This window comes from Micromonospora sp. NBC_01699, assembly GCF_036250065.1.
In the GTDB taxonomy this organism is placed as follows: Bacteria; Actinomycetota; Actinomycetes; order Mycobacteriales; family Micromonosporaceae; genus Micromonospora_G.
On the sequence record NZ_CP109199.1, the window covers coordinates 6,018,291 to 6,043,919 of the forward strand.

Genomic DNA, 25,629 nt, shown 5'->3' on the forward strand with positions numbered 1-25,629 from the left:
CGCCGAACTGGACACCGTCGTGTGTCTAGGCGGTGCCGGGCCGGAAACCGCCGGGGTACAGCAGGTCCGCCAGCCGGTCTGCCTGTAACTCCCAACGCCACTCCCGCTCCACCCAGGCCCGACCGGCGGCACCCATCCGCCGGGCCGATGCCGGGTCTTCGAGCAGGGTCGCGACCCGGTCGGCGAGCTGCGCCAGGTTCCGGCCGTCGACCAGGTAGCCGGTCTCGCCGTCGCGTACCGCGTCCGGGGCGCCGCCGGAGTCCCCGACGACAACCGGCAGGCCGGTCGCGGAGGCTTCGAGAAAGACCATGCCGAGCCCCTCGACGTCGAGACCACGGTTGCGGGTCCGGCACGGCATCGCGAACACGTCGCCGGCCGCATAGTGCGCCGGCAGGTCCCGCCACTCGACGTTGCCGGCGAACACCACGTCCGCGGACAGGTTCTGCTCGCGTACGAGTTTCTCCAGCGTCGACCGGTACGGCCCGCCGCCGACGATCAACAGTGCGGCGTCCGGCACCCGGCGCCTGATCTGCGGCAACGCCCGGATCAGCGTGTCCTGTCCCTTGCGCGGCACCAGCCGGGACACGCAGACCACCACCGGTCGGTCGGTGAGTCCGTAGCGGGCCCGCAGCCCGGTCGCGTCGATCTCCGGGTGGTGCAGGTCGACGTCGACACCGGGCGCCAGCCGGCGCAGCTCGGTCAGGTCGCGCAGGGCCCGGTCGAGCCGGATCCGGGTGTACTCGCCGAGGTAGGTGGTCACGTCCAGCCCCCGGGCGATCCGGCGCAGGGTGGCGCGGGCGCCGGGCAGCGCGGCCCAGCCGATCTCGTGGCCGTGGGTGAGCGCCACCGCCCGCTCGATCCCGGCCCGCCGACGCAGGCCCGGTGCGAGCAGCCCGAGCGGGGCGGCGGCACCGAACCAGAGCGTGTCGCAGCCGTACTCGACGGCAAGCCTGGCCGCTCGCCGGGCGACCGCGGGCGTCGGGAGCAGCATCCCGGTTGCCTCGCGGACCACCTCGAACGGCTGCTCGGCGTCGAACTTGTCGGCGCCGGGATGGGTGGAGGCGTAGACGACTATCGAGCCGGTCGGCTGGCGTACGGCGAGGTTGTGCACGAACGACTGGATCCCGCCGGCCCGGGGCGGGAAGTCGTTCGTGATCACCAGGGTCCGGTTCACCGGCCCTCGTTCCGGGCGTACGCGCGGGCGGCGGCCATCCGCTCCACCGTCGACGGGTGGGAGGCGGAGTAGAGGTACTCCCAGCGGGGCGGGTCGGGGTCGGCCAGGTTCACCGTGGCGAGCCGCCGTTGCATCGCCTCGAAGGTGGTCGGATCCCCGGTCAGGTCGAGTGCGTGCGCGTCGGCCCGTGCCTCGACCCGTCGGGACAGCAGTGCCTGGGCCGGGTTGCTGACCAGGCCGACCACCGCGACGACGGCGAATAGCAGCGCGAACGCGCGCGGTTGGGCGATCGAGTCGACGCCGGCCGCCCGGAGCAGCCCGCCCCACGAGCCGAGCAGGTAGAGCGCGGTCACCGCCGCCGCCGCGCCGAGCGCACCGGTGAGCGTGCCGGCGAGCACGTCCTGGTCCTTGGCGTGGCCGAGTTCGTGTGCCACCACGCTGGTCACCTCGTCCGGTGTCGCCTCCCGCAGCAGGGTGTCGTAGACGACGATCCGGCGGGTCGGGCCGAACCCGGAGACGTACGCGTTGACAGCGCGGGTTCGGCGGGACGCGTCGGCGACCAGTACGTCGCGTACCGGCACCCGGTCCCGTTCGGCCAGTGCCATCAGCTCCGTACGCAGGGGTCCCTGCGCCATCGGGGTGAACCGGTTGAACACCGGCTCGACCAGCACCGGCAGGACGAACGACAGCAGCACCACCAGTACGGCGGCACCGGCCGCGCCGAGCGCCCACCACCAGCGCGGGGCGTACCGGGTGACGGCGTAGAAGCCGAGCAGCGCGACCGCTCCGATCACGGCGCTGACCGCGTACGACTTGAGCAGGTCCACGCCCCAGCCGGCCCAGCTCTGGGTGGACAGGCCGTAGCGGGCCACCACGGCGTGCCGCCAGGCCGAGAACGGGAGGGTGACCAGGTCGGCGACGAGCAACACGGCGAACCCGCCGAGCACCGCCTGGGCGATCCAGTGGTCCCCGAACGGGCGGCTGACCAGGTCGATCAGTTTGCCGCCGAGCGGGGTCAGGCCGAGCACCAGGGCGATCAGCAGGCCGACGAGCAGCGCGCCGTACGAGCCGGGGCGCAGCGCGTCGCGGAAGGCTCGGGCGCGGGTCACCTCGTCCGGGGCCAGTTCACGCAGGGCGGCCAGTTGGTCGGCGCGGGGTGCCGGTGGCCGGTGCCACGGCACCAGCAGGGCCGAGCTGGCGGCCAGCAGGACCACCAGCGCGACGAGCGTCACGACCGCCCACCCCCGAGGCGTCATCCGTGTCGCTCCTCCCGTTTGCCCGTGCGCGCCGGCCCATCCTAAGCCCCGGTCAGCGCGGGAAACGGGTCAGGCGACCCGGCGGCGCCGACCCCGGCCGGCGCGGGCGTCGCGGACCAGTGGCAGGGCGGCGGGCTCGGGCCCGGACAGCACCGACACCTCGAACCCGGCCCGGGTGAAGACCTCGATCGCCCGGTGCTCCTCCGCGGTCAGCCCGGCCTCGGCCGCAGGCTGGTCGATCAGGGCGCTGACCAGGCAGTCGGAACAGCCCGCCCCCCGCACCATGCAACTGTCGCAGTCGATAAGCATCGCTCCTCCTAACGGTACGGCCAGAGCCAGTTGCACCCCAACCACCCTCAGTAACACCGACACTAAGCCCCAGGTACGACAAACCCACCCCCCTCCCTCCCGACCGCCCCTAATACAGAGAATGAGTGGCTATCCAGCGATGAATAACCACTAATTCTCTGTATTAGTGCACGCGGCACCGGCGCGCGGAGCGCGCCGGTGCGGGGGGCGGGGGCGGGGGCGGGGGTTAGGAGCGGGAGAGGCGGCGGAGGAGGGAGTCGGCGCCGAGGGGGTAGGCGCCGTGGCGGCGTACGCCGTCGGCGACCTCGCGGTCGGAGGAGACGACGATCACCGGGCGGCCGGCGGGTTCGGCCCGGACCAGGCGGCGAATCAGGTCGTCGGCGGTTTCGCCCTTGCGGGAGAAGAGCACCCGTACGCCGCGCGGCGCGGGTGGCAGCCCGTGCATCCGTTCGGCGCCGTCGAAGACCACGGTGACCTCGGCACCGGTCTGCGCGGCCAGTCCGCCGAGGCCGGTGATCAGGCGTTTGCGCTGCTGCTCCAGCGACATCTCGCCGAAGCCCCGCTTGGTGACGTTGTAGCCGTCCGCCACCAGGTGCACCCGGGGCATGGCGAGCAGTTCGTCGAGCCGGGCCGGGTCGTCGGTGTCCAGCGCGCGGGCGGAGGTGGCCGACGCCGGGCGGTCGGCGAACGCCTCGGCGACGTAGTCGGCCGGCATCCGGTCGGCCGGGTCGAGCGCCAGTTCCCGGCGCAGCCCGACGGCGGCCTGGCCGATCGTCTCCAGCAGCAGCCAGAGCCGGGCGTCGTCGACCGAGCGGGCCTCCTTGGCGGTCTGCCGGGTGGCACCGGCGACCGCCTCGGCCTCGGCCAGCCGGGCCCGCAGGCGGCGCAGTTCGGCGTCGTGATCGGCGCCGATCCGGGCGGCCCGGCCCTTCTCGGTGGCCAGCATCTCGCTCGCCTTGCGTTCCCTGGCCTGGGACTCGCGCAGCGTCCGGCCCAGCACCCGGGACTCCTCGCGGAGTTGGCCCAGTTCCTCCCGGACCCGGGCCAGCTCGTCGCGGAGCTTGTCGGCCTCGACCCGGGCGACGGCGCGGTCGTGTTCGGCCCGGGTGGCCCGCTGTTCGGCCTCCCGGACCAGTTCGGCGACCACCGCGCTGTCCGCCTCGGCCCGGACCGCGACCCCGGCCGCCTCGACCAGGCCGCGCCAGCCGCGCGGGCGGACCAGGTACGCGAGCGCGGCGACCTCCACCGGGTCGGCTGCCGCCGGGGCGGTGCCGGCGAGTACGGCCGCGCCCAGCTCGCCCGCGTCGCCGAGCACCCGTTTGGTGATCCGTTGCCGGAACAGCGGGTCGCCGGCGAGTTGGCCGGCGATCATCGGGGCGCCGAGCCGGGCCCGGCGGTTGGGCGCGAACTTGGCCACCCGGCGCAGCGGTACGGGCAGTTCCTCGTTCGGCAGGCCGGACAGGGCGACGGCGGTCAGCGCGACGATCCGTTGCCGGACCGGTTCGGGCAGTACGGGCTCCGGTTCGAGGTCGAGGACTTCGTCCTGCTCACCATCCCCGTCGACGGCCGGCACGGCGGCCACCCCCGGTTCGGGGAGGCGGTCGTCGGTCGGTTCGCTGAGGGGCATGCGCCAAGTCTCCCACCGCCGACGCCAGGTGCGCCCGATGACTCAGATGATCTCTTGTGGTAGATCGGCTGTTACCAGCGGTACGGATGGTGCGGATGTGTCGTACCCAGACCCTAACCTGCCCGAATGGCACAACCCGAGCCCATCGCGCCCCGTCCGGGGCCGCCCCGGCCCCGGACCGGGTCGGAGCAGGCCGGCGCCCGCCCCGGTTACGTCCAGGGCACCCTGGACGGCCTACTGGGCGGCACCGGGACCCCGGACGAGTTGCCGCTGTTCCAGACCACGTTCGTGGTGGTCGACCTGGAGACCACCGGTGGTGCCCCGGACGGCGGCGGCATCACCGAGATCGGCGCGGTCAAGGTGCGCGGCGGCGCCGAGCTGGGCACGTTGGCCACGCTGGTCAACCCGGACCAGCCGATCCCGCCGTTCATCACCGTGCTGACCGGGATCACCCAGGCGATGCTGCTGCCGGCGCCCCGGATCGCGCAGGTGCTGCCGAGTTTCCTGGAGTTCCTCCGGGGCGCGGTGCTGGTGGCCCACAACGCGCCGTACGACGTGGGTTTCCTCAAGGCCGCCTGTGCCCAGCTCGGGCAGGCGTGGCCGAATCCTCGGGTGCTGGACACCGCCGCGCTGGCCCGTCGGGTGCTGACCCGCGACGAGGTGCCCAACCGCAAGCTGGGCACGCTGGCCGCGTACTTCCGGACGTCCCGGCAGCCGAGTCACCGGGCGCTGGACGACGCGCTGGCCACGGTCGACGTGCTGCACGGGCTGATCGCCCGGCTGGGCGGGCACGGGGTGCACACGCTCGGCGACGCCATCGAGTTCGCCCGCGCGGTCACCCCTACCCAGCGGCGCAAGCGTTATCTCGCCGACGGGCTGCCGAAGGTGCCGGGGGTCTACATCTTCCGGGCCGCCGACGACCGGCCGCTCTACGTGGGCACCTCGGTCGACATCGCGAGCCGGGTGCGCAGCTACTTCACGGCGGCGGAGAAGCGGGCCCGGATGTCGGAGATGCTGGCCGCGGCGGAGCGGGTGGAGGCGGTCGAGTGCGCGCACGCGCTGGAGGCCGAGGTCCGCGAGCTGCGGCTGATCGCGGCGCACGCGCCGCCGTACAACCGGCGGTCGAAGTTCCCCGAACGGAAGGTGTGGCTGAAGCTGACGACGGAGGCGTACCCCCGGTTGTCCGTGGTCCGGCAGCTCGCGCCGGACGACGACGCCTACCTGGGTCCGTTTTCCTCTCGGCGCGGCGCGGAGCTGGCCGCAGCGGGCCTGCACGACGCGGTGCCGCTGCGCCAGTGCACGCACAAGCTCTCCGCCCGCACGACGACGCCGGCCTGCGCGCTGGCCGAGCTGGGCCGGTGCGCGGCACCCTGCGAGCACCGGATAACCCCGCAGGAGTACGAGCGTCTCGCGACCATCCCGCTGCGGGTTGCCACCCGGGAGGATCCGCAGGTGGTGGTCGACGCGTTGCTGGCCCGGATCGATTCACTGGCCGGCGAGCAGCGCTACGAGGAGGCGGCGACCGTACGGGGCCGGCTGACCGCGGTGCTCCGGGCCACCCTGCGGATGCAGCGGCTGTCCGGGCTGACCTCGATCGGCGAGCTGGCGGCGGCCCGGCGCACCGACGCGGGCGGCTGGGAGCTGGTGGTGGTCCGGCACGGGCGGCTGGCCGGGGCGGCCACCGCGGCGCCGGGGGTGCATCCCCGGCCGGTGCTCGACCTGGTCCGGGCGACCGCGGAGACGGTGGTGCCCGGTCACGGTCCGGTACCGAACGCGTCGGCGGAGGAGACGGAGCGGATACTGGCCTGGTTGGAGCGACCGGAGACCCGGTTGGTCGAGGTTTCCGCCGGCTGGGCGTCGCCGGTACGCGGCGCGGCACGGTTCCGGGACCTGCTCGCGAAGGCCGAGTCGGCGTCCTCCGCCCAACTCTCGACCGAACGCCTATGAGCAACTGACCGATCGGACTACGTCCGCCCAACTAGGCTGTTAAGGAAGTGCAGTCCTGCCCGTTTCATTCGGGCTGCTCCCGTACGACCTCGCCGGTCCGTGTGGGAGCCGGGTTGAGGAGGTGTCTCCGCGTGGACGTCGACGCCGGACACGGCGCCGCTCTCGGAGGCGCCCAGACGACCCGGCCGGGTGAGTTACCGCTGACCAGACGGTTGCGTTCGCTGCTGTCCTGGGCCCCGGCGGAGGACGACCCGGTGACCCAGTTGGCCCGCAGCCATCGCAGCATTCACCCGAGTGCCGACACTGTGGTCCTCCGCCGGGGCTACACGATCGCGGAGAACATGCACCGGGGGCAGTTCCGCAAGAGCGGCGAGCCCTACATCACGCATCCGCTGGCGGTCGCGCAGATCTGCGCCGACCTGGGCATGGACACCACCACCCTGGTCGCGGCGCTGCTGCACGACACAGTGGAGGACACCCGCTACACGCTCCAGGCGTTGACCGACGAGTTCGGCCCCGAGGTGGCGCACCTGGTCGACGGGGTGACCAAGTTCGACAAGGCGTTCTACGGCAAGGCCGCCGAGGCGGAGACCATCCGCAAGATGATCATCGCGGCCGGCAAGGACGTCCGGGTGCTGATCATCAAGCTGGCCGACCGACTGCACAACATGCGTACGCTCGGGGTCCGTTCGCCCGCATCCAGGGCCCGGATCGCCCGCGGCACCCTGGACGTGCTGGTCCCGCTCTGCGACCGGCTGGGCATCCAGGCGCTCAAGCGCGAGCTCGACGACGTGGTGCTGATGCACCTGGAACCCGAGCAATACTCTCGGATCGAGGAGCACGTCAACAACCGTCCACGGTGGGCGAGCTACCTCCAGGACGTGGTCGGCCGGGCTCGGGTGGTGCTGCGCCGCAACCGGCTGGTCAGCATGGTCGAGGCGCGCCCCCGGCACTACTACTCGATCTGGAAGGACACCGTCGCCGGGGAGCACTCGATCCCGTTCGACCTGCCCCGGATCGCCATCGTGGTGGACGGTCCGGACACCGACTGTTACGCCGCACTGGGCGCCATCCACGGCCTGTGGCGGCCGGTCGCTGGCCGGTTCAAGGACTTCATCGCCTCGCCGAAGAACAACCTCTACCGCTCCCTGCACACCACCGTCATCGGCCCGGAGGAACGCACGGTCGAGGTGCTGATCCGGACCAAGGCCATGCACCAGTCCGCCGAGTACGGCATCGCCGCCGAGTTCCGGTTCCCGCAGTCCGGCGGCAGCGGCAGCGGCGGTAGCAGTGGTAGCGGCTCCAACGTCGACCAGCTCGACTGGCTGCGCCGGGTGCTCGACTGGGAGCAGGAAACCTCGGACTCGGCGCAGTTCCTCCAGTCGCTGCGCGGCGACCTCGCCGAGAGCCAGATCCAGGTCTTCGCCGAGGGCCGCCAGATCGTGTTGCCGGACGGCTCCACCCCGGTCGACCTGGCCTACGAGCTGAGCATCCACAAGGGCGACCACTGTCTCGCCGCGAAGATCAACGGGCGGTTGGTGCCGCTGGCCTCCCCGCTCGACGACGGCGACGTGGTCGAGATCTTCACCGAGGCGGACGGGCACGGCGACCTCGACGTACCGACCGAGCCGTCCGGGCCGCGCCGGGAGTGGCTGGAGTTCGTCAAGTCCCCGCACGCCCAAATGCAGATCAACCGGTTCTTCGCCGAACACCAGGAGCCGGGCATCTCGATCGCGGACAAGGTACGCCTCGGCCGCGCGACCATCGGGCTGACCCTGCGAAAGCACGATCGGGGCCTGGCCAACGACCTGCCGCTGCGCCGGCTCTCCGAGGAGCTCGGCTATCCCGACCTCGAAACCCTGCTGGTCGCCGTGGTCGACCGGGCGATCGAGCCGGACCTGGTGGTCGACCGGCTGATCGCCCTGGTCGACCAGCCCGAGTGACGCTTCATGCCCCGGTTGCCCACGACCACGCCGCCGACCTCTAGCCTGGTTTTGTGATCACCCGTCGAGCGACCCGGGCCCTGTTCTACCGCGCGTTCTACCGGCTGCCCCACCCGGTACGACGGAAACTGGTCCGGCTGGCCGTACCCAAGTACATCGTCGGCGCGGTCACCCTGCTCTACGACACGGACGCGCCCGAGCCCGGACGCCTGCTGTTGCTGCGCCAACCGCCCGGTAACGGCTGGAGCCTGCCGGCCGGGCTGCTCCAGCACCGGGAGGAGCCGATCGTCGGCGCCGCCCGCGAGCTGTACGAGGAGTCCGGCGTACGGCTGGCGCCGGAGCAGTTGCGCCCCGCCACCCCGAACGCGGTGATCCACCTGAAGGGCTGGGTCGACTGTGTCTTCGAGGCATCGGTGCCGGCCGCCAGCACCCCGCTTCAGGTCGACGGCGGGGAGGTCTACGAGGCCGCCTGGTTCCCGCTGGACGACCTGCCCCGGCTGACCACGTCAACCGCGCGGCTGCTCGGCCGCTACAACATCGGCCCGCTGGCCGCCGGGGCGCCGACGGGTGGGGCGACGGCTGCCGGTGCGCCAGCGGGTGGACCGGGCGCGGACGAGCCGGGACGGACCGATTCCGGACCCGCGGCATGAGCGGCGTACCGGCCGACGTCTGCGCGATCATCCTGGCCGCAGGTGAGGGCACCCGGCTGCGGCCGCTGACCGAGCACGTGCCGAAGGCGCTCTGCCCGATCGGCAACGTACCGCTGCTGGAACGGGCGTTGGACCGGGTGGCCGCGCTCGGCTTCACCGGCCCCGACCGGCTCGCGGTCAACGCCTGCTATCTCGGCGACCAGGTGGTCCGGCAGGTCGGCGGGCGGGCCCACCTCTCGGTCGAGCCCGGTGCACCGCTCGGCACCGCCGGTGGGGTGGCGAACCTGCGCGACTGGATCGACGGGCGGGGCGTGCTGGTCGGCAACGCCGACAGCTACCTGGCCGACCCCGATGCCGTACCGGGGCCGGACATCGCCGCGCTGCTCGCCGACTGGGACGGCCGGACCGTACGCCTGCTCGGGCAACCACTGAAAAACCCGAGCGACCCGTACGGCTTCGCCGGTCACCGGTTCGCCGGCTTCTCGCTGCTGCCCTGGCACTACGTACGCGACCTGCCGGTGGTGCCGGCCGAACTGGTCCGGGCGGTGTGGCGGCCGGCCGAGGCTGCCGGTGAGCTGACCGTGGTCCCGTACGCCGGAACGTACCTGGACACCGGCACGCCCGGCGACTACCTGGCGGCGAACCTGCACGCCGCCGGTGGCGGCAGCCTGGTCGATCCGACCGCGACGGTGACCGGCGGGCTCGACCGGGCGGTGATCGGTGCCGGCGCCGAGATACGCGGCACCGTACGCCGGTCGGTGGTCTGGCCCGGCGGCGTGGTGGCGCAGGGCGAGTGCCTGGTGGACGCCGTCCGGGTCGGCCACGAGCTGACCGTGACCGTCGGTGACCCTCTAGCATGAGCGGCAGGTCCACGAAAGGAGCCCGACGGTGATCACCGCGATCGTCCTCATCGACTGCGCGACCGACTCGATTCCCGAGGTGGCCGAGGCGCTCGCCGCCCAGCCCGGGGTCAGCGAGGTCTACTCGGTCGCCGGCAACGTCGACCTGATCGCCGTGGTGCGGGTACGCGAGTTCGACCAGATCGCCGAGGTGATCGCGGGTCGGATCTCGAAGGTGCCCGGTGTGATGAACACCGAGTCGCACATCGCCTTCCGGGCCTACTCCCAGCACGACCTGGAGGAGGCGTTCGCGATCGGCCTCGCCGACGCGGACTGACCCAGCCCGCTGACAACACGCCGCCCGCCAGCAGCTTTGCTGGCGGGCGGTGTGGTCCGCTCCGGGTGGTGGTCGACGCCACCGAGCGGGGCGCCCCGAGGCGGTGTCAGCCGACGGCTAGCTGACCCCGGGGTTGGGCGAGAGCGTCGATCCGGGACCGGGCTCGTTGCCGGTGCTGGTCGGGCTCGGGCTGGGGCTCGTGCTCGGCGATCCCGACGAGCGACCCGGGCTGGGTGCGCTCGGGTTCGGGGTCGGGCCGACGGACGGGTTGGCCGGCACCGGTACGCCCAGCTTCCGGGCCAGTTGCAGCAACTCGTCGAAGTGCATCTGGAGCTTCGGCAGGGCGGCCTGGGCCACCTTCTTGACCGCCGGATCCGAGCCCTGCGCCAGCTCGGTCTGGGTCGCCTGGATGTTCTTCAGGTGCGCGGTCAGCTCGGCCGAGATCCACTGGGTGTCGAAGGCGGCACCGCTGGTCCCCTGCAACTGGCTCAGGACCGCCTGCTGGTCCGGGGTCGGCGAGTCCGGCAGGGTCACCCCGGTGGACGAAGCCGTGCTCTGCACCTGTTTATCCAACTGGGCGTGATCCATCACGAATTTCGACCCAAGGTCCTGGACCTGCTTGTTCGTACCATTCTGTCGGGCCAGGTTCCCGGTCGCGATCTCGGCCAGATTGGCCTGGTGGATCGCCTGGAGATACTGCGAATCCTGCTGGGACGGCGCCGCCGCGCGTGCCGGACTGACCGGCGCCACGCTCACCAGCACCAACCCGAGCATCGCCAGACCGGCACCTATCCCCAAGCGTTTGACAGCCAACATGTGCTTCCCCCCTCGCATCGTTGGACAACCCCCGCGTACCCCGTTCCCCACCCCCCACGCAACCAATTCCCCCACCCACCTCCGCCCCACCCCGCCCCCCGGCTCGTTGATCATGAAGTTAACAACCTCCGGAGGCCGGATCATGGTCGCTAACTTCATGATCAACGCACGGGGTCTGGGGGTGGGGGTGGGAAAGGGGCGTGGCGCCCGCCGGGGTTTGGCGGGCGCCACGTTAGAGGTGGGGGTGGGGTGGTTAGTGTTTGCTGGTGATTTCTTCGCGGTCGAGGGGTTCTACCGGGGGGTGGCCGGGGGAGACCGGGGCCTCTACCGGCTTTTCGATCGGGTAGAAGAAGCCCCTGATCGCCGGGCCGAGGGCGCCGAGGCGGTTCATCTTCTTCGGGACCACCCAGCCGACGTAGTCGAGCTGGCCGTGGCCATGCTCGTCGGTGTCGGCCAGCGGCTGGTGGACCTCCATGAACCGACCGTCCGGCAGCCGCCGGATGATGCCGGTCTCGACGCCGTGCGCCAGCACCTCGCGGTCGTGCTGCTGGAGACCCAGGCAGAGCCGGTAGGTGACGTAGTACGCAAGCGGCGGCACCAGGAGCAGACCGATCCGACCGGCCCACGTCATCGCGTTCAGGCTGATGAAGAACTTGTCGGCGATGACGTCGTTGGCCCCGGACAGCGTCAGCACCAGGTAGAACGAGACCGCCATCGCACCGAGCGCGGTACGGCTGGGGTTGTCCCGGGGACGCTGCAACAGGTTGTGGATCTTGTTGTCCTTGTTCAACCGCGCTTCGATGAACGGGTAGAAGATCGGCAACATGGTCAGGATGCCCGGCAGCACCACGGTCGGCCAGAACAGCGGCGGGATGACGTACCCGTCACCGATCGGGATGTTGATCTGCCAGGCCGGCATCAACCGGGTGGAGCCGTCGAGGAACATGACGTACCAGTCGGGCTGGCTGGCCGAGGAGACCACCCATGCCTCGTACGGGCCGAAGAGCCAGATCGGGTTGATCTGGAACAGACCGCCGAGCAGCGCGATCACGCCGAAGACGATCATGAAGAAGCCGCCCTGCTTCAGCGCGTAGCGCGGGAACATCCGCTCCCCGACCACGTTGCTGTTGGTCCGGCCGGGGCCGGGCCACTGGGTGTGCTTCTGCTTGAAGATCAGACCGAGGTGGGCGCTGATCAGCGCCAGCAGCAGACCGGGGATCAGCAGCACGTGGGCGATGTAGAACCGGCTGATGATGATGTCGCCGGGGAACTCGCCGTTGAAGATCGACGAGGTGAGCCAGGAACCGATCACCGGGATGGAGAGCATGATCGCCGAGGCGATCCGCAGGCCGGTGCCGGACAGGCCGTCGTCCGGGATGGAGTAGCCGCTGAAGCCGGCCAGGAAGCCGATCCAGAACAGCAGCGTACCGATGATCCAGTTCAGCTCACGCGGCTTGCGGAACGCGCCGGTGAAGAAGATCCGCAGCATGTGCACGACGATCGACGCCATGAACAGCAGCGCGGCCCAGTGGTGCATCTGCCGCATGATCAGACCACCGCGGACATCGAACGAGATGTCCAGGGTGGAGGCGTACGCGGCCGACATGTGCGCCCCGCGCAGCGGCGCGTAACTGCCGTTGTACGTGACCTCGGTCATCGCCGGCTCGAAGAAGAAGGTGAGGAACACACCGGTCAGCAGCAGTACGACGAACGAGAACAGCGCGATCTCGCCCAGCAGGAACGACCAGTGGTCCGGGAACACCTTGTTCAGCAGCGCCCGCAACGGGGTGGCCACCTGTAGCCGGTCGTCGACCTCGCCGGCAGCCTTGCCCGGCACCGCTGCTACGTCGAACTTTCGGCGCTTCACGGCCGCTCCCAGAAGTCTGGCCCGACGGTCTCGGTGAAGTCGGACTTCGCCACGAAGAAGCCTTCCTCGTCCACCTCGATCGGCAGCTGAGGCAGGCGACGGCTGGCGGGCCCGAATACCGGACGGGCGTTGCTGGTGATCAGGAACTGCGACTGGTGACACGGGCAGAGCAGCCGGTTGGTCTGCTGCTCGTACAGGCTCGCGGGGCAGCCGGCGTGCGTGCAGATCTTCGAGAACGCGATGTAGTTGCCCCACATGTAGTTCGCGTGCCCGGTGTCCTCGTTGGCGATCTGGGCCCGGCGGGCGTCGTCCTCGCGCAGGTGGATCAGGAGGGTGGGCGAGTCGGCGTGCTTGTTGCTGACGCCGTCCTCGATGCCCGGGAAGACGGTGAGCTGGCCACCGGCGCTGACGTCCTCGGGGCGCAGCGGCGTGCCGTCCTCGCGGGTCAGCCGGATCTTCTTGCCACCGTCGGCCGGAGCCCAGCCGGTGGTGAACATCTGGTTGTTCTTGTGCGGCTGCTGGATCAGACCACCGACCAGCGGCGCCGCCGCCACCAGACCCACCGGGGCGAGCCCGGCCAGCGCGGCGAAGCCGAGCAGTGGCCGGCGCTTGAAGCCGAGTTCCTCGGCCATGTAGACGATCGTGCTACCGGCGATCTTCCGGTCGGTCGGGTCCGAGCCGCCGTCGTGCCGACCCTGGATCGACACCTCCTTCGGCAGCAGCTTCTTGCCCCAGGCGAGGATGCCGAAGCCGACACCGAGCAGCGCGAGGCCGAGGGTCAGGCCGAGCAGCGGGGTGAAGATCTTGTCGTCGCCGGAGCCCGGCTTGTACTCCCACGGCCACCAGATGTAGATCGCCAGGAAGGCGGTCGCGAACAGGCCGGTGAGCAGGAAGAACAACGAAATCGTACGGGTCAGCCGACGCTCGGCCTTGGTGCCGAGGATCGGGAACGGCGGCTCGTAGTGGACGATCTCGATGCCGTCCCGACGCGCGCCCTCCTTCATGACCTCGAAGTTCGACAGCCGGGGGTCGTGCAGGTCGAGCTCGTCCTGCTCGGCCGCCCCGTGCGCGGTGCCGGTGCTCATGACTTCCCCGCAATCCAGAGACTGGTGAAGACCAGCGCGACGATGCCGACCAGGAAGATGGCCAGACCCTCGGTGGACGGCCCGAACCGGCCGAGGTTGAAGAAGCCACCCGGGTCCTGCTCGTGCTTCAGCGTCTCCTGCACGAACGCGATGATGTCCGCCTTCTCCTCCGGGCGGATCTGGTTGTCACCGAAGACCGGCATGTTCTGCGGTCCGGTGAGCATCGCGGCGTACAGCTGCCGGTCGGTGGCCGGCTTCAGGTTCGGCGCGAACTTGCCCGAGGACAGCGCACCACCGCCGCCGCCGAAGCCGTGGCACGCGGCACAGTTGATCCGGTAGAGCTCGCCACCCTCGGCGACGTCGCCACCGGCCCGCAGGTCCTCGCGCTCGGGCACCTGCGGCCCACCGCCGAGTTCCTGGACGTACTGGCCGAGCTGGGTGGTCTGGTCCTCGTTGAAGACCGGGGGCTTGCGCTCGGCCTGGGCCTCCTGGCGGCCCAGCGGCATCCGGCCGGAACCCACCTGGAACTCGACCGAGGCGGAACCGACGCCGACCAGGCTCGGCCCGCGGCCCTCGATGCCCTGTGCGTTGCGGCCGTGGCAGGAGACGCAGCTGACGTCGAACAGCGCCTTGCCCTCCTGGGCCGCGCTGGAAAGCTGAGGGGTGTCCTGCGCCTGCAAACCCGGCGCGAACACGGTGTAGGCACCGCCGGCCAGGATCAGGGCGGCCACCAGGCGCACCGCGGCGCCCAGCCGCCGGCGGCCCCGGCTGCGCGGCGCGGACCGGCCGCTGCGCAGGCGCGCGAAGATGCCGCGTTGGCGATCGCCCCGGCTGGCCCGCGTCCCGGGGCCGCCCGCGTCGGGGCTGGCCGCGCCGGATCGCGCGCTGGGGGTGTCAGAAGTCATGGCCTGTGTCCTTAACGGTGTCTCGACCTTTTCTCAGGGACGGGGCGTCGGCGCGCAAGGTGACGGCGCCATGATCACTGAAGCCAGTAGATCATGCCGTACAGCGCAATCCACACGACGTCGACGAAGTGCCAGTAGTAGGACACGACGATCGCCGAGGTGGCCTGAGCCGGGGTGAACCGACCCATGGTGGTGCGCATCATGAAGATGATGAACGCGATCAAACCACCGGTGACGTGTAGGCCGTGGAAGCCGGTGGTCAGATAGAACATCGACCCGTAGCCGTCCGCGTTGATCTTGACGCCCTCGTGTACCAGGCTGCGGTACTCGTTGAGCTGACCAAGCACGAAGATCAGGCCCATCACGAAGGTGAGCGTGAACCAGCGCCGCAGCGCGTGCACGTCACCCCGCTCCGCGGCGAACACGCCGAGCTGGCAGGTGACCGAGGACAACACCAGGATCACCGTGAACGTCGTCGCGTACGGGACCTTGAGCACCTCGGTGTGCTTCTCCCACTGCTCCGGGGCAGCCGCACGGATGGAGAAGTACATCGCGAAGAGCGCCGCGAAGAACATCAGTTCGCTGGAGAGCCACACGATCGTCCCGACGCTGACCATGTTGGGACGCGTCAGAGAGTGGATCCGGCTCTTGTCAATGGCTGGGGCCGCTGTCACGCGGTCATTATTGCCCCCGATCAGCACCCGCGATCCTCGGGGTGGCAAAACCGGCACGAGTTCCGGGGTAGCTGACCCTGCCCGGTTCGACTGGCCTAGCCTGAAAAACGTGCTGCGCGTCGATCCGATCCACACCCTCACCTCGACCTTGACGCCGACCCTGGCCTCGGGCGAGGGCTCCGGTCCGCCCCCGTTCACCGTCTCCGCGATCTTCAGCCAGACCAGGCTGGACAGCTGGCTCGCGGTCGGGCTGGTGCTCGCCACCGGCCTCTACCTGTACGGCGTTCACCGACTACGGGTACGCGGCGACCACTGGCCGGTCTCCCGAACCGTGCTGTTCATCGGCCCCGGACTCGGCTCGATAGCGGCGGTCACGGTCAGCGGGCTGCACGCGTACGACACGTCGCTGCTGTCCGTACACATGGTCCAGCACATGGTGTTGTCCATGATCGCGCCGATCTTCCTGGCGCTCGGCGCCCCGATGACCCTCGCTCTGCGTACGCTCACCGGTGCGCCGCGTCGCCGACTGCTCGCCGTGGTGCACAGCCGGGTGGCCCGGGTGCTCGCCTTCCCGCTGTTCGCCTTCGGCCTGTTCGTGGTGAACCCGTTCGTGCTCTATTTCACGGACCTCTACCGCTTCACCCTCGAACACGCCTGGGCCCACGAGCTGATCCACGCCCATTTCATCCTCACCGGCTGCCTGTTCTTCTGGCCACTGGTCGGGCTGGACCCGCTGCCGGGACGCTGGCCGTACCCGGCGCGGGCGCTGCTGATGCTGCTCTCGGTGCCGTTCCACACCGTGCTGGGGCTCACCGTGATGCAGAGCACCACCCTCTTCGGCGGCGACTGGTACCCCTCGCTCGCCCTCGACTGGTCCGACCCGTGGGCCGACCAGAAGGTCGCCGGCGGCATCCTCTGGGCTGGTGGCGAGTTCGTCAGCGTGACAATGATCGCGGTTCTGGTACTCCAGTGGATGCGCCAGTCCGAGCGCGAGGCCCGCCGGGTCGACCGGGAACTCGACCGCCAGGAGGCCCGAGAACGCGCCTCCGCCTCCGCCGCCACCGATCCCGGCGGACCCGGCGAGGTCGACCCGCCCGCCCCGGTCCCGTCCGGTGGTGCCCCCGCCCCGACCACGTCGAGCAGCGCATCGGGCTGACCCACCCGCACCCGCACCCGACTGATCACGGGCCCGGCGGACGGCCGCCCGGTCCCGTCATCCGGGCGGTGGCGGCCCCGGTCCACGGGTGGAACCGGCCCGCCCGGCGGCGACCGGTACGATCAGCGGGCAGCTACGACCTGGGAGCCCTGGGACCGATGACCGAACGCCTTTACACCGTCCTGCTGTACAGCGACGACCTACAGGTCCGGGACCGGATGCGCTCCGCCGTGGGCACCCGTCCGGCCAGCGACCTCCTGGTCGAGTTCGTCGACGCGTCCAGCTACGCCGAGTGCGTCCGGCTGGTCGACACCTACGAGATCGACCTGATGGTGCTCGACGGCGAGGCGACCCCGGCCGGTGGCATCGGCATCGCCCGGCAGATCAAGGACGACCGCGAGGACTCCCCGCCGACCTGCGTCGTGATCGCCCGTGCGGCGGACCGCTGGCTGGCCGCGTACGCCCAGGTCGATGCGACCCTCGTGCACCCGCTCGACCCGGTGACCACCGGCCGGACCGTCGCCGACCTGCTGCGCGTACGCGCGAGCGGGGCGAGCACCGCGGCCTGACGCTGGACCGGCCCGACCGCCCCGCCGCGGTCGGACCCACCGGGGACGCTCCGCCACAGCCCGTATCCCAACCCCCGCTCGGGAGGCCCACCGTGGGCGAACGGACCTGGTCGAACCTTCTCGCCGCGCTGCTGCGTGCGGAGGAACTGTCCACCGCCGACACGGCCTGGGCGATGGGCGAGATCATGTCCGGGTCGGCCACCCCGGTCCAGATCGCCGGGTTCGCGATGGCGCTGCGCGCCAAGGGCGAGACCTCCGCCGAGCTGGGCGGCCTGGTCGAGGCGATGCTCTCCAACGCGGTGCTGGTCGACCTGCCGGACGAGATCCGGGCCGGCTCGGTCGACGTGGTCGGCACCGGCGGCGACCGGGCGCACACGGTCAACATCTCCACCATGACCGCGATGGTGGTGGCCGGGGCCGGCGTACGGGTGGTCAAGCACGGCAACCGGGCCGCCTCCTCCTCGTGCGGTGCCGCCGACCTGCTCGAATTCCTCGGCATCCCGCTCGACCTCAGCCCGGCCGGGGTCGCCCGGTGTGTCACCGAGGTCGGCATCGGCTTCTGTTTCGCCGCCCGGTTCCACCCCGGCATGCGACACGCCTCGGTCCCGCGCCGGGAGCTCGGCGTGCCGACCGCCTTCAACTTCCTCGGCCCGCTGACCAACCCGGGCCGCCCACGGGCCGCCGCCGTCGGCTGCTTCGACCAGCGGATGGCGCCGGTGATGGCCGGCGTGTTCGCCGCCCGTGGCGACTCGGTGCTGGTGCTGCGCGGCGAGGACGGGCTGGACGAGTTCAGCACCGCCGCGCCGACCCGGGTGTGGATCGCCAGCAACGGCCGGGTGACCGAGACCGTGCTCGACTCGGTCGACCTCGGCCTGCCCCGCTCCGCCCCGGGCGACCTGCGCGGCGGCGACGCGACCTTCAACGCCGACGCGGCCCGCCGGCTGCTCGCCGGGGAACGCGGACCGGTACGGGACGCGGTGCTGGTCAACACGGCCGCCGCGCTGGCCGCCGCAGGGGGCCGCCTGGACGGCGATCTGACCGCCTCGTTGCGCGAGGGCCTGCGGGTCGCCGAGGAGTCGATCGACTCCGGCGCCGCAGCCAGGACCCTCGACCGTTGGATCGAGGTCGCCACGACCGCCAAGGCGTCCGAAGAGGGCTGACCCCGCCCCCATCACCCCTCGGCAGCCCGTTTCGCGGCCCTACCAGCTCTTTTGCGGGGCTGCGCGCGGTCGCTGTGCGCCCCGGCAGGCGTCAGGCTGCGCGCCTACCGGCCGCCCCGACGACGAAGCCGAAAGCCGTCGACCGGGGATCCGGCGGTGGTCGACCAAGGAGGTCGAACCACCGGGACGGGTCCCCGGTCGACGGCTTCAGCGCGTACGTCGGGTGTTACCGGGGCCGGCTCAGTGCTCGGCGGTGCGCCGGGTGCCGGAGTAGTACTCGAAGAGCAGGCCGCAGGTGGAGAAGATGATCGCGAGCCCACCGACCCCGATCAGCCACCACTGCCAGAACACCAGGCCGAGGCCGACGATGCTGGCTGACACGGCCAGACCGAACGGCCAGTAGCTGCCGGGGCTGAAGAAGCCGATCTCCCCCGCGCCCTCGGCGATCTCCGCGTCCGGCCGGTCCTCCGGGCGCGGGTCGATCCGCCGGGAGACGAACCAGAAGAAACCACCGCACATCAACAGGAGCAGGGTGGACAGCGCCAGCGCGGTGCTGCCGACCCAGTCGACGTGGCCCATCTGGCCATCGGTCCAACCCGCGTAGACGAAGGTCGCGATGAACAGAAAGACCGCGAGGATGCCGAAGAGGCGCCACTCAGACTTCATGCCCGTCCTCAGCTTCCCACGCCGGTAGCGCTGGTCTTGTTGAAGTTGTTCTCGTCACGCCGGGTCTTGAACGGCTCGGTCGTGGTGGCCAGCGGGTCCTCACCGATCGCGGTCAACGCGTCCTGCGTCGACTGACCGGCCTTCTTCGCCGCCAGGAACTGGTCGTACTCCTCCGGCGAGACGACCCGCAGCTCGAAGTTCATCATCGAGTGGTAGGTGCCGCACAGTTCGGCGCAACGGCCGACGTACGCGCCCTCGGTGGTGAGCCGGTCGACCTCGAAGACGTTGCGTACGTTGCCCGGGAAGACGTCCCGCTTGAAGAGCAGCTCGGGCACCCAGAACGAGTGGATGACGTCCTTGCTGGTCTCCTCGAACCGGATGCTGCGACCGGTCGGCAGCACCAGGACCGGGATCACCTCGGTGGTACCGAGGGTCGACGCGACCGTGTTCGCGTCCGCGCCGATGCCGTCGCGGTAATTGAACTGCCAGTTCCACTTGAACGCGACGACCTCGACGGTCACGTCCGGGTTCTTCGACGTCCGGTCGACATCGGTCTGGATGATCGCGGTGTAGTAGAAGAGCACCGCCACGATGAGAACCGGCGCGATGGTGTAAAGGAACTCCATCGGCATGTTGAACCGGGTCTGCACGGGCAGCGAGTCACCGCGCTTGCGGTAACGGATGATGCACCAGAAGATCAGGCCCCAGACGAATACACCGACCGCGAGCGCGGCGATCGCCGACGCGATCCAGAGGTCGTACATCCGGTGCGACTGCGGCGTGATTCCGCCCTGCGGCCAACCGAAGCCGTCAACTGCCTTGCCGACGTCACAGCCGGTGAGCAGGGTCAGCAGCGCCGCGCCACCGACACCGAGCCCGGCGAACCGGACGGCATTACGCCGTTGGCTGCGCCTTCCGGCCGTGGGCCGTACATCTGAACCCCTTGCGACCACCTGGTCCTGCCTCCCTAGCGCGCCGCTGGTGTCTGTTTTCCGTACCAACAGCAAAGGCGTCACCGACGGTCGCAGATTACTCGACCATGCCGGGCTGGACGGCTCTGGGGTCACTCTGTCCCCCAATGGGGATCTTGCTCGATCCGTCGCGGGTTAACGTACGAGTGTGAACCCCGTACCGCCACCGGAGAGCGCGACGCCGGTCTACTTCGACACCGCCACCGCCGCGCCACTGCACCCGGTGGCCCGCCAGGCCCTGCTCGCCGCCCTCACCGACGGCTGGGCCGACCCGGCCAAGCTCTACACCCAGGCCCGCCGGGCACGCCAGCTACTCGACGCGGCGCGGGCCGCGACCGCCGACATCCTGCGGGTACGCCCCGACGAGCTGTCCTTCACCGCCAGCGGTACGACCGCGGCGCACGCCGCCGTGCTCGGCGGGTTGGCCGGTCGCCGCCGCGCGGGGAGCACGCTGGTGCACTCGGCGATCGAACACTCCGCGGTGCTGCATGCCGCGCAGCGGCACGTGGCCGCCGGCGGCTCGGCGGTGTCCGTACCGGTGGACCGGCTCGGTCGGATCGACCCGGCGGCCTGGTCGGCGGCGGTGAGCGCGCCCGGTGTGGCGTACGCCGCACTGATCAGCGCCAGTCACGAGGTCGGCACGGTCCAGCCGGTGACGGCGGCGGCGCGGGCGTGCGCGGACGTCGGGGTGCCGCTCTACGTCGACGCGGCCCAGTCGCTCGGCCGGGTGCCGGTGCCGGAGGGCTGGTCGGTGCTGTCGGCCAGCGCACACAAGTGGGGCGGTCCGCCGGGGGTGGGGCTGCTGGTCGTACGCAAGGGCACCCGCTGGCTGTCGCCGTATCCGGAGGACGAGCGGGAGGCCGGGCGTACGCCGGGGGTGTTGAATCTGCCGGCGATCGTGGCGGCGGCGGCCGCGCTGCGGGCGGTGAGCGCCGACGCGGTCGCGGAGGCGGCCCGGCTCTCGACCCTGGTCGACCGGATCCGGGCGACCGTCGCCGCGACGGTCCCGGACGTCGAGGTGGTCGGCGACCCGATCGACCGACTGCCGCACCTGGTCACCTTCTCCTGCCTGTACGTCGACGGCGAGGCGCTGCTGCACGCGCTGGACCGGCGCGGGTTCGCGGTCTCGTCCGGCTCGTCCTGCACCTCTTCGACGTTGGAACCGTCGCATGTGCTGGCAGCGATGGGAGTGTTGTCACACGGCAACGTACGAATCTCGCTGCACCGGGAGAGCACCGCCGCCGAGGTGGACCGTTTCCTGGCCGAATTGCCGACGGTCGTCGCCGACCTGCGGGCCGAGGCCGGCGTGGTGGGCCTGTGACCACCTCCGCCTCCTCCGATCCGGTCGAGGTGCTGGACTGCCTCGGCCAGCGCTGCCCACTACCGGTGATCGCCGCCGCCCGCCGCCTACCCGAGCTGCCCATCGGCGCGGTCCTCCGAGTACTCGCCGACGACCCCGCCGCCGCGATCGACTTCCCCGCCTGGTGCCGCATGCGCGGCCAGGAGTTCGTCGCCGCGCTCTCCGTCGACAACTCCCCCGCCTACGACCTGCGCCGCCTCCAGTGACCCTCGTTGCGCGGCGGCGGCACACATTCATCGGTCACGTACGCGGCTGACGGCTGGTCGATCCAGATCAGGCGCAACTGGCGGCCGGTACGCCGGAGAACCCCCATCGCGATCTCCGCGTTCGCGAAGCTTCCGGTGAGGGTTCTGTCGTCCGCACTGAGCCAGACGCGCTCCTCGAACGCGACGCCCCAGGCGTAGACCCGCCCGTCGACGCGGTCGCCGTACTCCTCGCAGACGGCGAAGCGCCGGGGTGCGTAGTCGGTGGCCAGTTCGACCATGAGCTGGTGGAACTCCTCGGGCGTGCCGAGCGGGGTGTCGACCGGTACGGGCATCACGTCGTCCATCTCAACCTCCTACGCATCACCTGTTGCTATACGTATAGTCGACTCCCTTGCGTAACGGAAGGGCTACCGGGATGATGCTTTGTATCGATTCCCGTTGGAGGTGCCGTACCCGTGACGACCCGTACCGACCCTTCCGCGCTGCGCTGGCTGATCGGCGCCGAGCTGAGCCGCTACCGACGTGACGTACCGATGTCGCTGAGCGAACTCGCCACCGCGACCGGGATCGGCAAGCCGAAGCTCGGCCACATGGAGAGCGGTCGCTACCAGCAGTTTCCCGACGACATCGCGACCGTGCTGCGGGCCTGCGGCGCCGACCAGCCGGCGATCGAACGGCTCACCTCGCTGGCCACCCGGTCCGACGCCAAGACCTGGTGGGCACCCTGGGCAAACGTGATGCCGGACTGGTTCAAGACCTACGTCGGGCTCGAAGGGCTGGCCGAGGGTGCCTTCGTCTTCGAGTCCATGGTGATCCCCGGACTGTTGCAGACCGAGGAGTACGCCCAGGCGCTGACCATCGGCACCGGCTTCGTCCGACCCGACCACGCCGAGCGGTTCGTGTCGTTCCGCCAGACCCGCGCCCGGCGGTTGACCGAGGACGAGCCGCTGACCCTGCACGCGGTGATCGGCGAGGCGGCCCTACGCCTACGCGTCAACGGCGACGAGACCCGCCGCGCCCAGCTCGCCCACCTGGTGAAAATGTCCGAGCTGCCGAACATCACGGTCCAGATCATCCGCCCCGAGGACGGCCCGCACGCGGCCGGCGCTATCGGCAGTTTCTGCGTTTTGGAGTTCGGTCGCGTCCGGCCGATCGCCTACACCGAACTGCTCGACGGGGCGATGTACGTGCAGGATCCGGACACCGTACGGACTTATAACATGGTGGCAGACAACCTGCGCCAGGTCGCCCTCTCCCCCGCCGATTCACGCGCGATGATCCGGGAGCTGGCCGGTCTGGCCTAGCCGCCCCGGAGGCCCCCGTGTCCACCCCCGACCTGAGCCGCGCCCGCTGGGTCAAGAGCAGCCGCAGCACCAACAACGGAGCGTGCGTCGAGTGCGCGTTCCAACCCACCACGATTGCCGTACGCGACAGCAAGGACCCGTCCGGGCCCGTGCTGGTCTTCGACCGCTCCGCCTGGTCAGCGTTTCTCTTTCACGCTGGACGATGAGTTTGAGGGTCGGCGGGGGTTGTACGTCCTGACGGATGTCATCAAGCCGGAGGGATTGGCCTACCCATGTCGACCAACGAAGAGCAGATTCGGGCGCTGATCGGGCGCTGGGCCGAGGCGGTGCACGGCGGGGACCTGGACGGGGTGCTCGCCGACCACGCCAAAGATGTGGTGATGTTCGACGTTCCGCCGCCGTACGAGGGGGTGCGCGGGCTCGACGCCTACCGGGAGACGTGGCCGCCCTTCTTCGAGTGGCAGCGCACGGGCGCCTCGTTCGAGATCGAGTCGCTGGAGGTGACCGCCGGCGACGACGTCGCGTTCGCGTACGCCCTGGCGCGCTGCGGGACCGAGCAGGATCTCGCCGCCAACCCGGCCAGTCGCCTGCGACTGACCTTCGGCCTGCGCAGGGAGAACGGCTGCTGGCTGATCGCCCACGAACACCACTCGTTCCCGCTGGCCGACCCGGAAGACAACAATCCCGACGCCGAGCGGGAGGTGCGGGAGCTGCACGAGCGGTGGTTCGCCGACACCGCCGCGAACGACCTGGACAGCATGATGGCCGTCATCGCCGACGACGTCGTCTCGTACGAGCACGAGGAGCCGCTGCGCTACGTCGGCGTCGACGCCGTACGCGAACTCTGTCAGCGCAACCTCGACGCCGCTCCCGGTGAGACGGCCGTGAGCTGGACGGTGCCCGACCTGAAGATCCTGGTACGCGGTGACCTGGCCGTCGCCTGGGGCCTCAACCACGTACGCATCGAGCCGCCCGACGCCCCGGCCATCGACAGTTGGTCCCGTGGCACCCGGGTCTTCGAACGCCGCAACGGCACCTGGCTGCTAACCCACCAACACCTGTCCGTCCCCTACTCCCCCACCACCGGCGCGGCCCGAACCGACCTCCAGCCCTGACCCGAGCCGTCAAGAGCCGTTGATCATGAAGTTAGCGACGGATTTTCCGAGTTCAGGCGTCGCTAACTTCATGATCAACGAAGGCAGGCGACCGGTGGGAGGCCGACCGGGGGTTACTGGAGGTAGGTGAGGATGGCGGGGAGGGGGTCGCCGGGGATGGAGGTGTCGACGACCAGGCGGGGGCCGATGTAGGGCTCGTACTCGGCGCGGCGGACCAGGGTCTGTTCCCAGGTGGGGACCAGGGGGGCGGCAACCCGCTCTTCCACCCGGCGGCGGTGTTCGGCCTCGTCGGCGCACCAGACCTCGATCACCCGCAGCGGCACCCCGGCCCGCTCGGCCAGATCGTGCCAGAGGCCACGGGCCGAGGCGACCGGGTTGACCGCGTCGACGATCACCGGCAGGCCGAGGCCGAGCTGCACCTCGGCCAGCGCGGCGACGCTGCCGTACGAGATCAGGCCGGCCTGGTCGTTGAAGACGCCGTGCTCGGCGAGCACTCGTTCGATCGGGTCGACCGGCAGCACCGGGGCGTTCAGGGCCGCCCCGAGCCGGGCCGCCAGGGTGCTCTTACCCACCCCGGGCAGCCCGGCGAACGCGACGAGGTGTCCGCTCACGCGTTCAGGTACGGCCGGATGTCCTCGGCGGCCTCGCCCCCGTACGACTCGGCCATCCGCTTGATGAACAGGTCGCTGCGGACCTCGTACTCCTGCGGGCCGACGGTTTCCAGCACATGGGTGGCGATCAGCGAGCCGACCTGGGCGGCCCGTTCCAGGCCCAGTCCCCAGGAGATCGCGGCGAGGAAACCGGCCCGGAAGCCGTCGCCGACGCCGGTCGGGTCGGTCGCCTCGATCTCGCGGGCGATCGGGACCCGGAACGTCGCGAAGTCGCGGCCGGCGATCTCCACCCCGTCCTTGCCGAGCGTGGTGACCCTGACCTTGACCCGCTCCAGGAGCTGGGCGTCGGTCAGCCCGGCCTTGCTCTGCAACAGCGACTTCTCGTACTCGTTGGTCATCAGGTATTCGGCGCCGTCGATCAGGGCGTTGACGTCGCTGCCCTCCATCCGGGCGAGCTGCTGCGACGGGTCGGCGGCGAAGGCGTAACCGCGCTCCCGGCACTCGGCGGAGTGGCGGAGCATCGCGGCCGGGTCGTTCGCGCTGACCAGGACCAGGTCGAGGCCGCCGACCCGGTCGGCGACCGGGGCCAGCTCGATGTTGCGGGCCTCGCTCATCGCCCCGGCGTAGAAGGAGGCGATCTGGCACATGTCGAGGTCGGTGGTGCAGACGAAGCGGGCGGTGTGTGCAACCTCGCTTACGTGCACCGAGTCGCAGTCGACGCCGTGGCGCTCCAACCAGGACCGGTAGTCGGCGAAGTCGGCACCGACGGCGCCGAGCAGGATCGGCCGCAGTCCGAGCTGCGCCATCCCGAAGGCGATGTTGGCCGCCACCCCACCACGGCGGAGCACGAGGTCGTCGACGAGGAAGGAGAGGGACACCTTGTCGAGCTGGTCGGCGAGGAGCTGGTCGGCGAACCTGCCCGGGAAGTGCATCAGGTGGTCAGTGGCGATCGAGCCAGTAACGGCGATCTTCATGTCGGCCCTCGGGTCGGTGTCGGTTGTACAGCCGAGTAAGCCTACCGGCCCGGCCACCGTGTCGTCGCCGGTCCGTCGGTCAGCGTCCACCGCCGGGCCACGAAGCGC

At 70.7% G+C, this 25,629-nt stretch carries 26 protein-coding genes and 1 pseudogene; 13 read left to right on the forward strand and 14 right to left on the reverse strand.

The window, feature by feature from the left end; translation table 11 throughout:
* Positions 1-25: 25 nt before the first annotated feature.
* The 4 genes from OG792_RS24390 to OG792_RS24405 form a co-directional block, all read right to left on the reverse strand.
* Positions 26-1,174: a glycosyltransferase family 4 protein gene (locus OG792_RS24390; protein WP_329102610.1), complete on the reverse strand. Its 1,149-nt coding sequence runs from the start codon at positions 1,172-1,174 to the stop codon at positions 26-28.
* On the reverse strand, positions 1,171-2,430 hold the full coding sequence (locus tag OG792_RS24395) for a M48 family metallopeptidase (protein WP_329102612.1): 1,260 nt from the start codon (positions 2,428-2,430) through the stop codon (positions 1,171-1,173). Before OG792_RS24395 ends, OG792_RS24390 begins: the two co-directional genes overlap by 4 nt.
* A gap of 69 nt (positions 2,431-2,499) precedes the next feature.
* The gene (locus OG792_RS24400) at positions 2,500-2,739 is read right to left on the reverse strand and encodes a hypothetical protein (RefSeq protein ID WP_329102614.1); all 240 of its coding nucleotides are present in this window, start codon (positions 2,737-2,739) and stop codon (positions 2,500-2,502) included.
* A gap of 226 nt (positions 2,740-2,965) precedes the next feature.
* Positions 2,966-4,366, reverse strand: a complete 1,401-nt coding sequence (locus tag OG792_RS24405; RefSeq protein ID WP_329102616.1) for an NYN domain-containing protein — start codon at positions 4,364-4,366, stop codon at positions 2,966-2,968.
* 126 nt (positions 4,367-4,492) lie between these two features.
* Between OG792_RS24405 and OG792_RS24410 the strand changes: the two genes are divergently transcribed.
* The 5 genes and pseudogenes from OG792_RS24410 (at position 4,493) to OG792_RS24430 (ending at position 10,082) form a co-directional block, all read left to right on the forward strand.
* Positions 4,493-6,313, forward strand: coding sequence for a DEDD exonuclease domain-containing protein (locus OG792_RS24410; RefSeq protein ID WP_329102618.1), 1,821 nt, complete (start codon positions 4,493-4,495; stop codon positions 6,311-6,313).
* 131 nt (positions 6,314-6,444) lie between these two features.
* A complete protein-coding gene (locus tag OG792_RS24415; RefSeq protein ID WP_329102619.1) occupies positions 6,445-8,256 on the forward strand; it encodes a RelA/SpoT family protein in 1,812 nt (603 codons plus the stop codon).
* 53 nt (positions 8,257-8,309) lie between these two features.
* A pseudogene (locus tag OG792_RS24420) lies at positions 8,310-8,819 on the forward strand (NUDIX hydrolase); the annotation flags it as partial.
* Between the two features lie 83 nt (positions 8,820-8,902).
* A complete protein-coding gene (locus OG792_RS24425) occupies positions 8,903-9,766 on the forward strand; it encodes a nucleotidyltransferase family protein (protein ID WP_329102621.1) in 864 nt (287 codons plus the stop codon).
* Between the two features lie 28 nt (positions 9,767-9,794).
* A complete protein-coding gene (locus OG792_RS24430) occupies positions 9,795-10,082 on the forward strand; it encodes an Lrp/AsnC family transcriptional regulator (protein WP_329102623.1) in 288 nt (95 codons plus the stop codon).
* A 117-nt stretch (positions 10,083-10,199) separates the two neighbouring features.
* Here the strand turns inward: OG792_RS24430 and OG792_RS24435 are convergent, their stop codons facing one another.
* The 5 genes from OG792_RS24435 to ctaE form a co-directional block, all read right to left on the reverse strand.
* Positions 10,200-10,898, reverse strand: a complete 699-nt coding sequence (locus tag OG792_RS24435; protein ID WP_329102625.1) for a DUF4142 domain-containing protein — start codon at positions 10,896-10,898, stop codon at positions 10,200-10,202.
* Between the two features lie 253 nt (positions 10,899-11,151).
* The gene (gene qcrB / locus OG792_RS24440) at positions 11,152-12,765 is read right to left on the reverse strand and encodes a cytochrome bc1 complex cytochrome b subunit (RefSeq protein ID WP_329102627.1); all 1,614 of its coding nucleotides are present in this window, start codon (positions 12,763-12,765) and stop codon (positions 11,152-11,154) included.
* Positions 12,762-13,850, reverse strand: coding sequence for a cytochrome bc1 complex Rieske iron-sulfur subunit (gene qcrA / locus OG792_RS24445; RefSeq protein WP_329102629.1), 1,089 nt, complete (start codon positions 13,848-13,850; stop codon positions 12,762-12,764). Before qcrA ends, qcrB begins: the two co-directional genes overlap by 4 nt.
* Positions 13,847-14,755, reverse strand: coding sequence for a cytochrome bc1 complex diheme cytochrome c subunit (gene qcrC, locus OG792_RS24450; RefSeq protein WP_329102631.1), 909 nt, complete (start codon positions 14,753-14,755; stop codon positions 13,847-13,849). The genes qcrA and qcrC overlap by 4 nt, the downstream gene beginning before the upstream one ends.
* 74 nt (positions 14,756-14,829) lie before the next feature.
* A complete protein-coding gene (ctaE, locus tag OG792_RS24455; RefSeq protein WP_329102633.1) occupies positions 14,830-15,429 on the reverse strand; it encodes an aa3-type cytochrome oxidase subunit III in 600 nt (199 codons plus the stop codon).
* 109 nt (positions 15,430-15,538) lie between these two features.
* Here ctaE and OG792_RS24460 point away from each other — a divergent pair, with 109 nt between their 5' ends.
* The 3 genes from OG792_RS24460 to trpD all read left to right on the forward strand — a co-directional run bounded on the left by OG792_RS24460 (position 15,539) and on the right by trpD (position 18,314).
* Positions 15,539-16,585, forward strand: a complete 1,047-nt coding sequence (locus tag OG792_RS24460) for a cytochrome c oxidase assembly protein (RefSeq protein WP_442932301.1) — start codon at positions 15,539-15,541, stop codon at positions 16,583-16,585.
* A 158-nt stretch (positions 16,586-16,743) separates the two neighbouring features.
* On the forward strand, positions 16,744-17,154 hold the full coding sequence (locus tag OG792_RS24465) for a hypothetical protein (RefSeq protein ID WP_329102636.1): 411 nt from the start codon (positions 16,744-16,746) through the stop codon (positions 17,152-17,154).
* 92 nt (positions 17,155-17,246) lie between these two features.
* Positions 17,247-18,314, forward strand: coding sequence for an anthranilate phosphoribosyltransferase (trpD, locus tag OG792_RS24470; protein ID WP_329102638.1), 1,068 nt, complete (start codon positions 17,247-17,249; stop codon positions 18,312-18,314).
* Between the two features lie 240 nt (positions 18,315-18,554).
* On the opposite strand, the gene OG792_RS24475 is transcribed toward trpD, so the two are convergent.
* Together OG792_RS24475 and ctaC are read right to left on the reverse strand one after the other, a co-directional pair.
* A complete protein-coding gene (locus OG792_RS24475; RefSeq protein ID WP_329102640.1) occupies positions 18,555-18,980 on the reverse strand; it encodes a cytochrome c oxidase subunit 4 in 426 nt (141 codons plus the stop codon).
* 8 nt (positions 18,981-18,988) lie between these two features.
* Entirely contained in the window at positions 18,989-19,933 is a 945-nt protein-coding gene (ctaC, locus tag OG792_RS24480) for an aa3-type cytochrome oxidase subunit II (RefSeq protein WP_329102642.1), read from the reverse strand.
* Positions 19,934-20,099: 166 nt separating this feature from the next.
* Between ctaC and OG792_RS24485 the strand changes: the two genes are divergently transcribed.
* The gene (locus OG792_RS24485; RefSeq protein WP_329102645.1) at positions 20,100-21,272 is read left to right on the forward strand and encodes a cysteine desulfurase family protein; all 1,173 of its coding nucleotides are present in this window, start codon (positions 20,100-20,102) and stop codon (positions 21,270-21,272) included.
* The gene (locus tag OG792_RS24490; RefSeq protein WP_329102647.1) at positions 21,269-21,517 is read left to right on the forward strand and encodes a sulfurtransferase TusA family protein; all 249 of its coding nucleotides are present in this window, start codon (positions 21,269-21,271) and stop codon (positions 21,515-21,517) included. The genes OG792_RS24485 and OG792_RS24490 overlap by 4 nt, the downstream gene beginning before the upstream one ends.
* Here OG792_RS24490 and OG792_RS24495 read toward each other — a convergent pair.
* Positions 21,493-21,861: a hypothetical protein gene (locus tag OG792_RS24495; protein WP_329102649.1), complete on the reverse strand. Its 369-nt coding sequence runs from the start codon at positions 21,859-21,861 to the stop codon at positions 21,493-21,495. The genes OG792_RS24490 and OG792_RS24495 overlap by 25 nt on opposite strands.
* 111 nt (positions 21,862-21,972) lie before the next feature.
* Here OG792_RS24495 and OG792_RS24500 point away from each other — a divergent pair, with 111 nt between their 5' ends.
* From OG792_RS24500 to OG792_RS24510, 3 genes are all read left to right on the forward strand, one after another.
* Positions 21,973-22,821 carry a helix-turn-helix domain-containing protein gene (locus OG792_RS24500; RefSeq protein ID WP_329102651.1) on the forward strand — a complete coding sequence of 283 codons (849 nt, stop codon included), beginning with the start codon at positions 21,973-21,975 and terminating at the stop codon, positions 22,819-22,821.
* Between the two features lie 17 nt (positions 22,822-22,838).
* Positions 22,839-23,027, forward strand: a complete 189-nt coding sequence (locus OG792_RS24505; RefSeq protein ID WP_329102653.1) for a DUF397 domain-containing protein — start codon at positions 22,839-22,841, stop codon at positions 23,025-23,027.
* Between the two features lie 66 nt (positions 23,028-23,093).
* Positions 23,094-23,936 carry a YybH family protein gene (locus tag OG792_RS24510; RefSeq protein ID WP_329102655.1) on the forward strand — a complete coding sequence of 281 codons (843 nt, stop codon included), beginning with the start codon at positions 23,094-23,096 and terminating at the stop codon, positions 23,934-23,936.
* A 113-nt stretch (positions 23,937-24,049) separates the two neighbouring features.
* Here OG792_RS24510 and OG792_RS24515 read toward each other — a convergent pair whose 3' ends face one another.
* Positions 24,050-24,547 (reverse strand): AAA family ATPase, encoded by a 498-nt coding sequence (locus OG792_RS24515; RefSeq protein WP_329102658.1) that lies wholly within the window; start codon positions 24,545-24,547, stop codon positions 24,050-24,052.
* The gene (locus OG792_RS24520; protein WP_329102660.1) at positions 24,544-25,521 is read right to left on the reverse strand and encodes a carbohydrate kinase family protein; all 978 of its coding nucleotides are present in this window, start codon (positions 25,519-25,521) and stop codon (positions 24,544-24,546) included. Before OG792_RS24520 ends, OG792_RS24515 begins: the two co-directional genes overlap by 4 nt.
* Positions 25,522-25,629 lie beyond the last annotated feature (108 nt).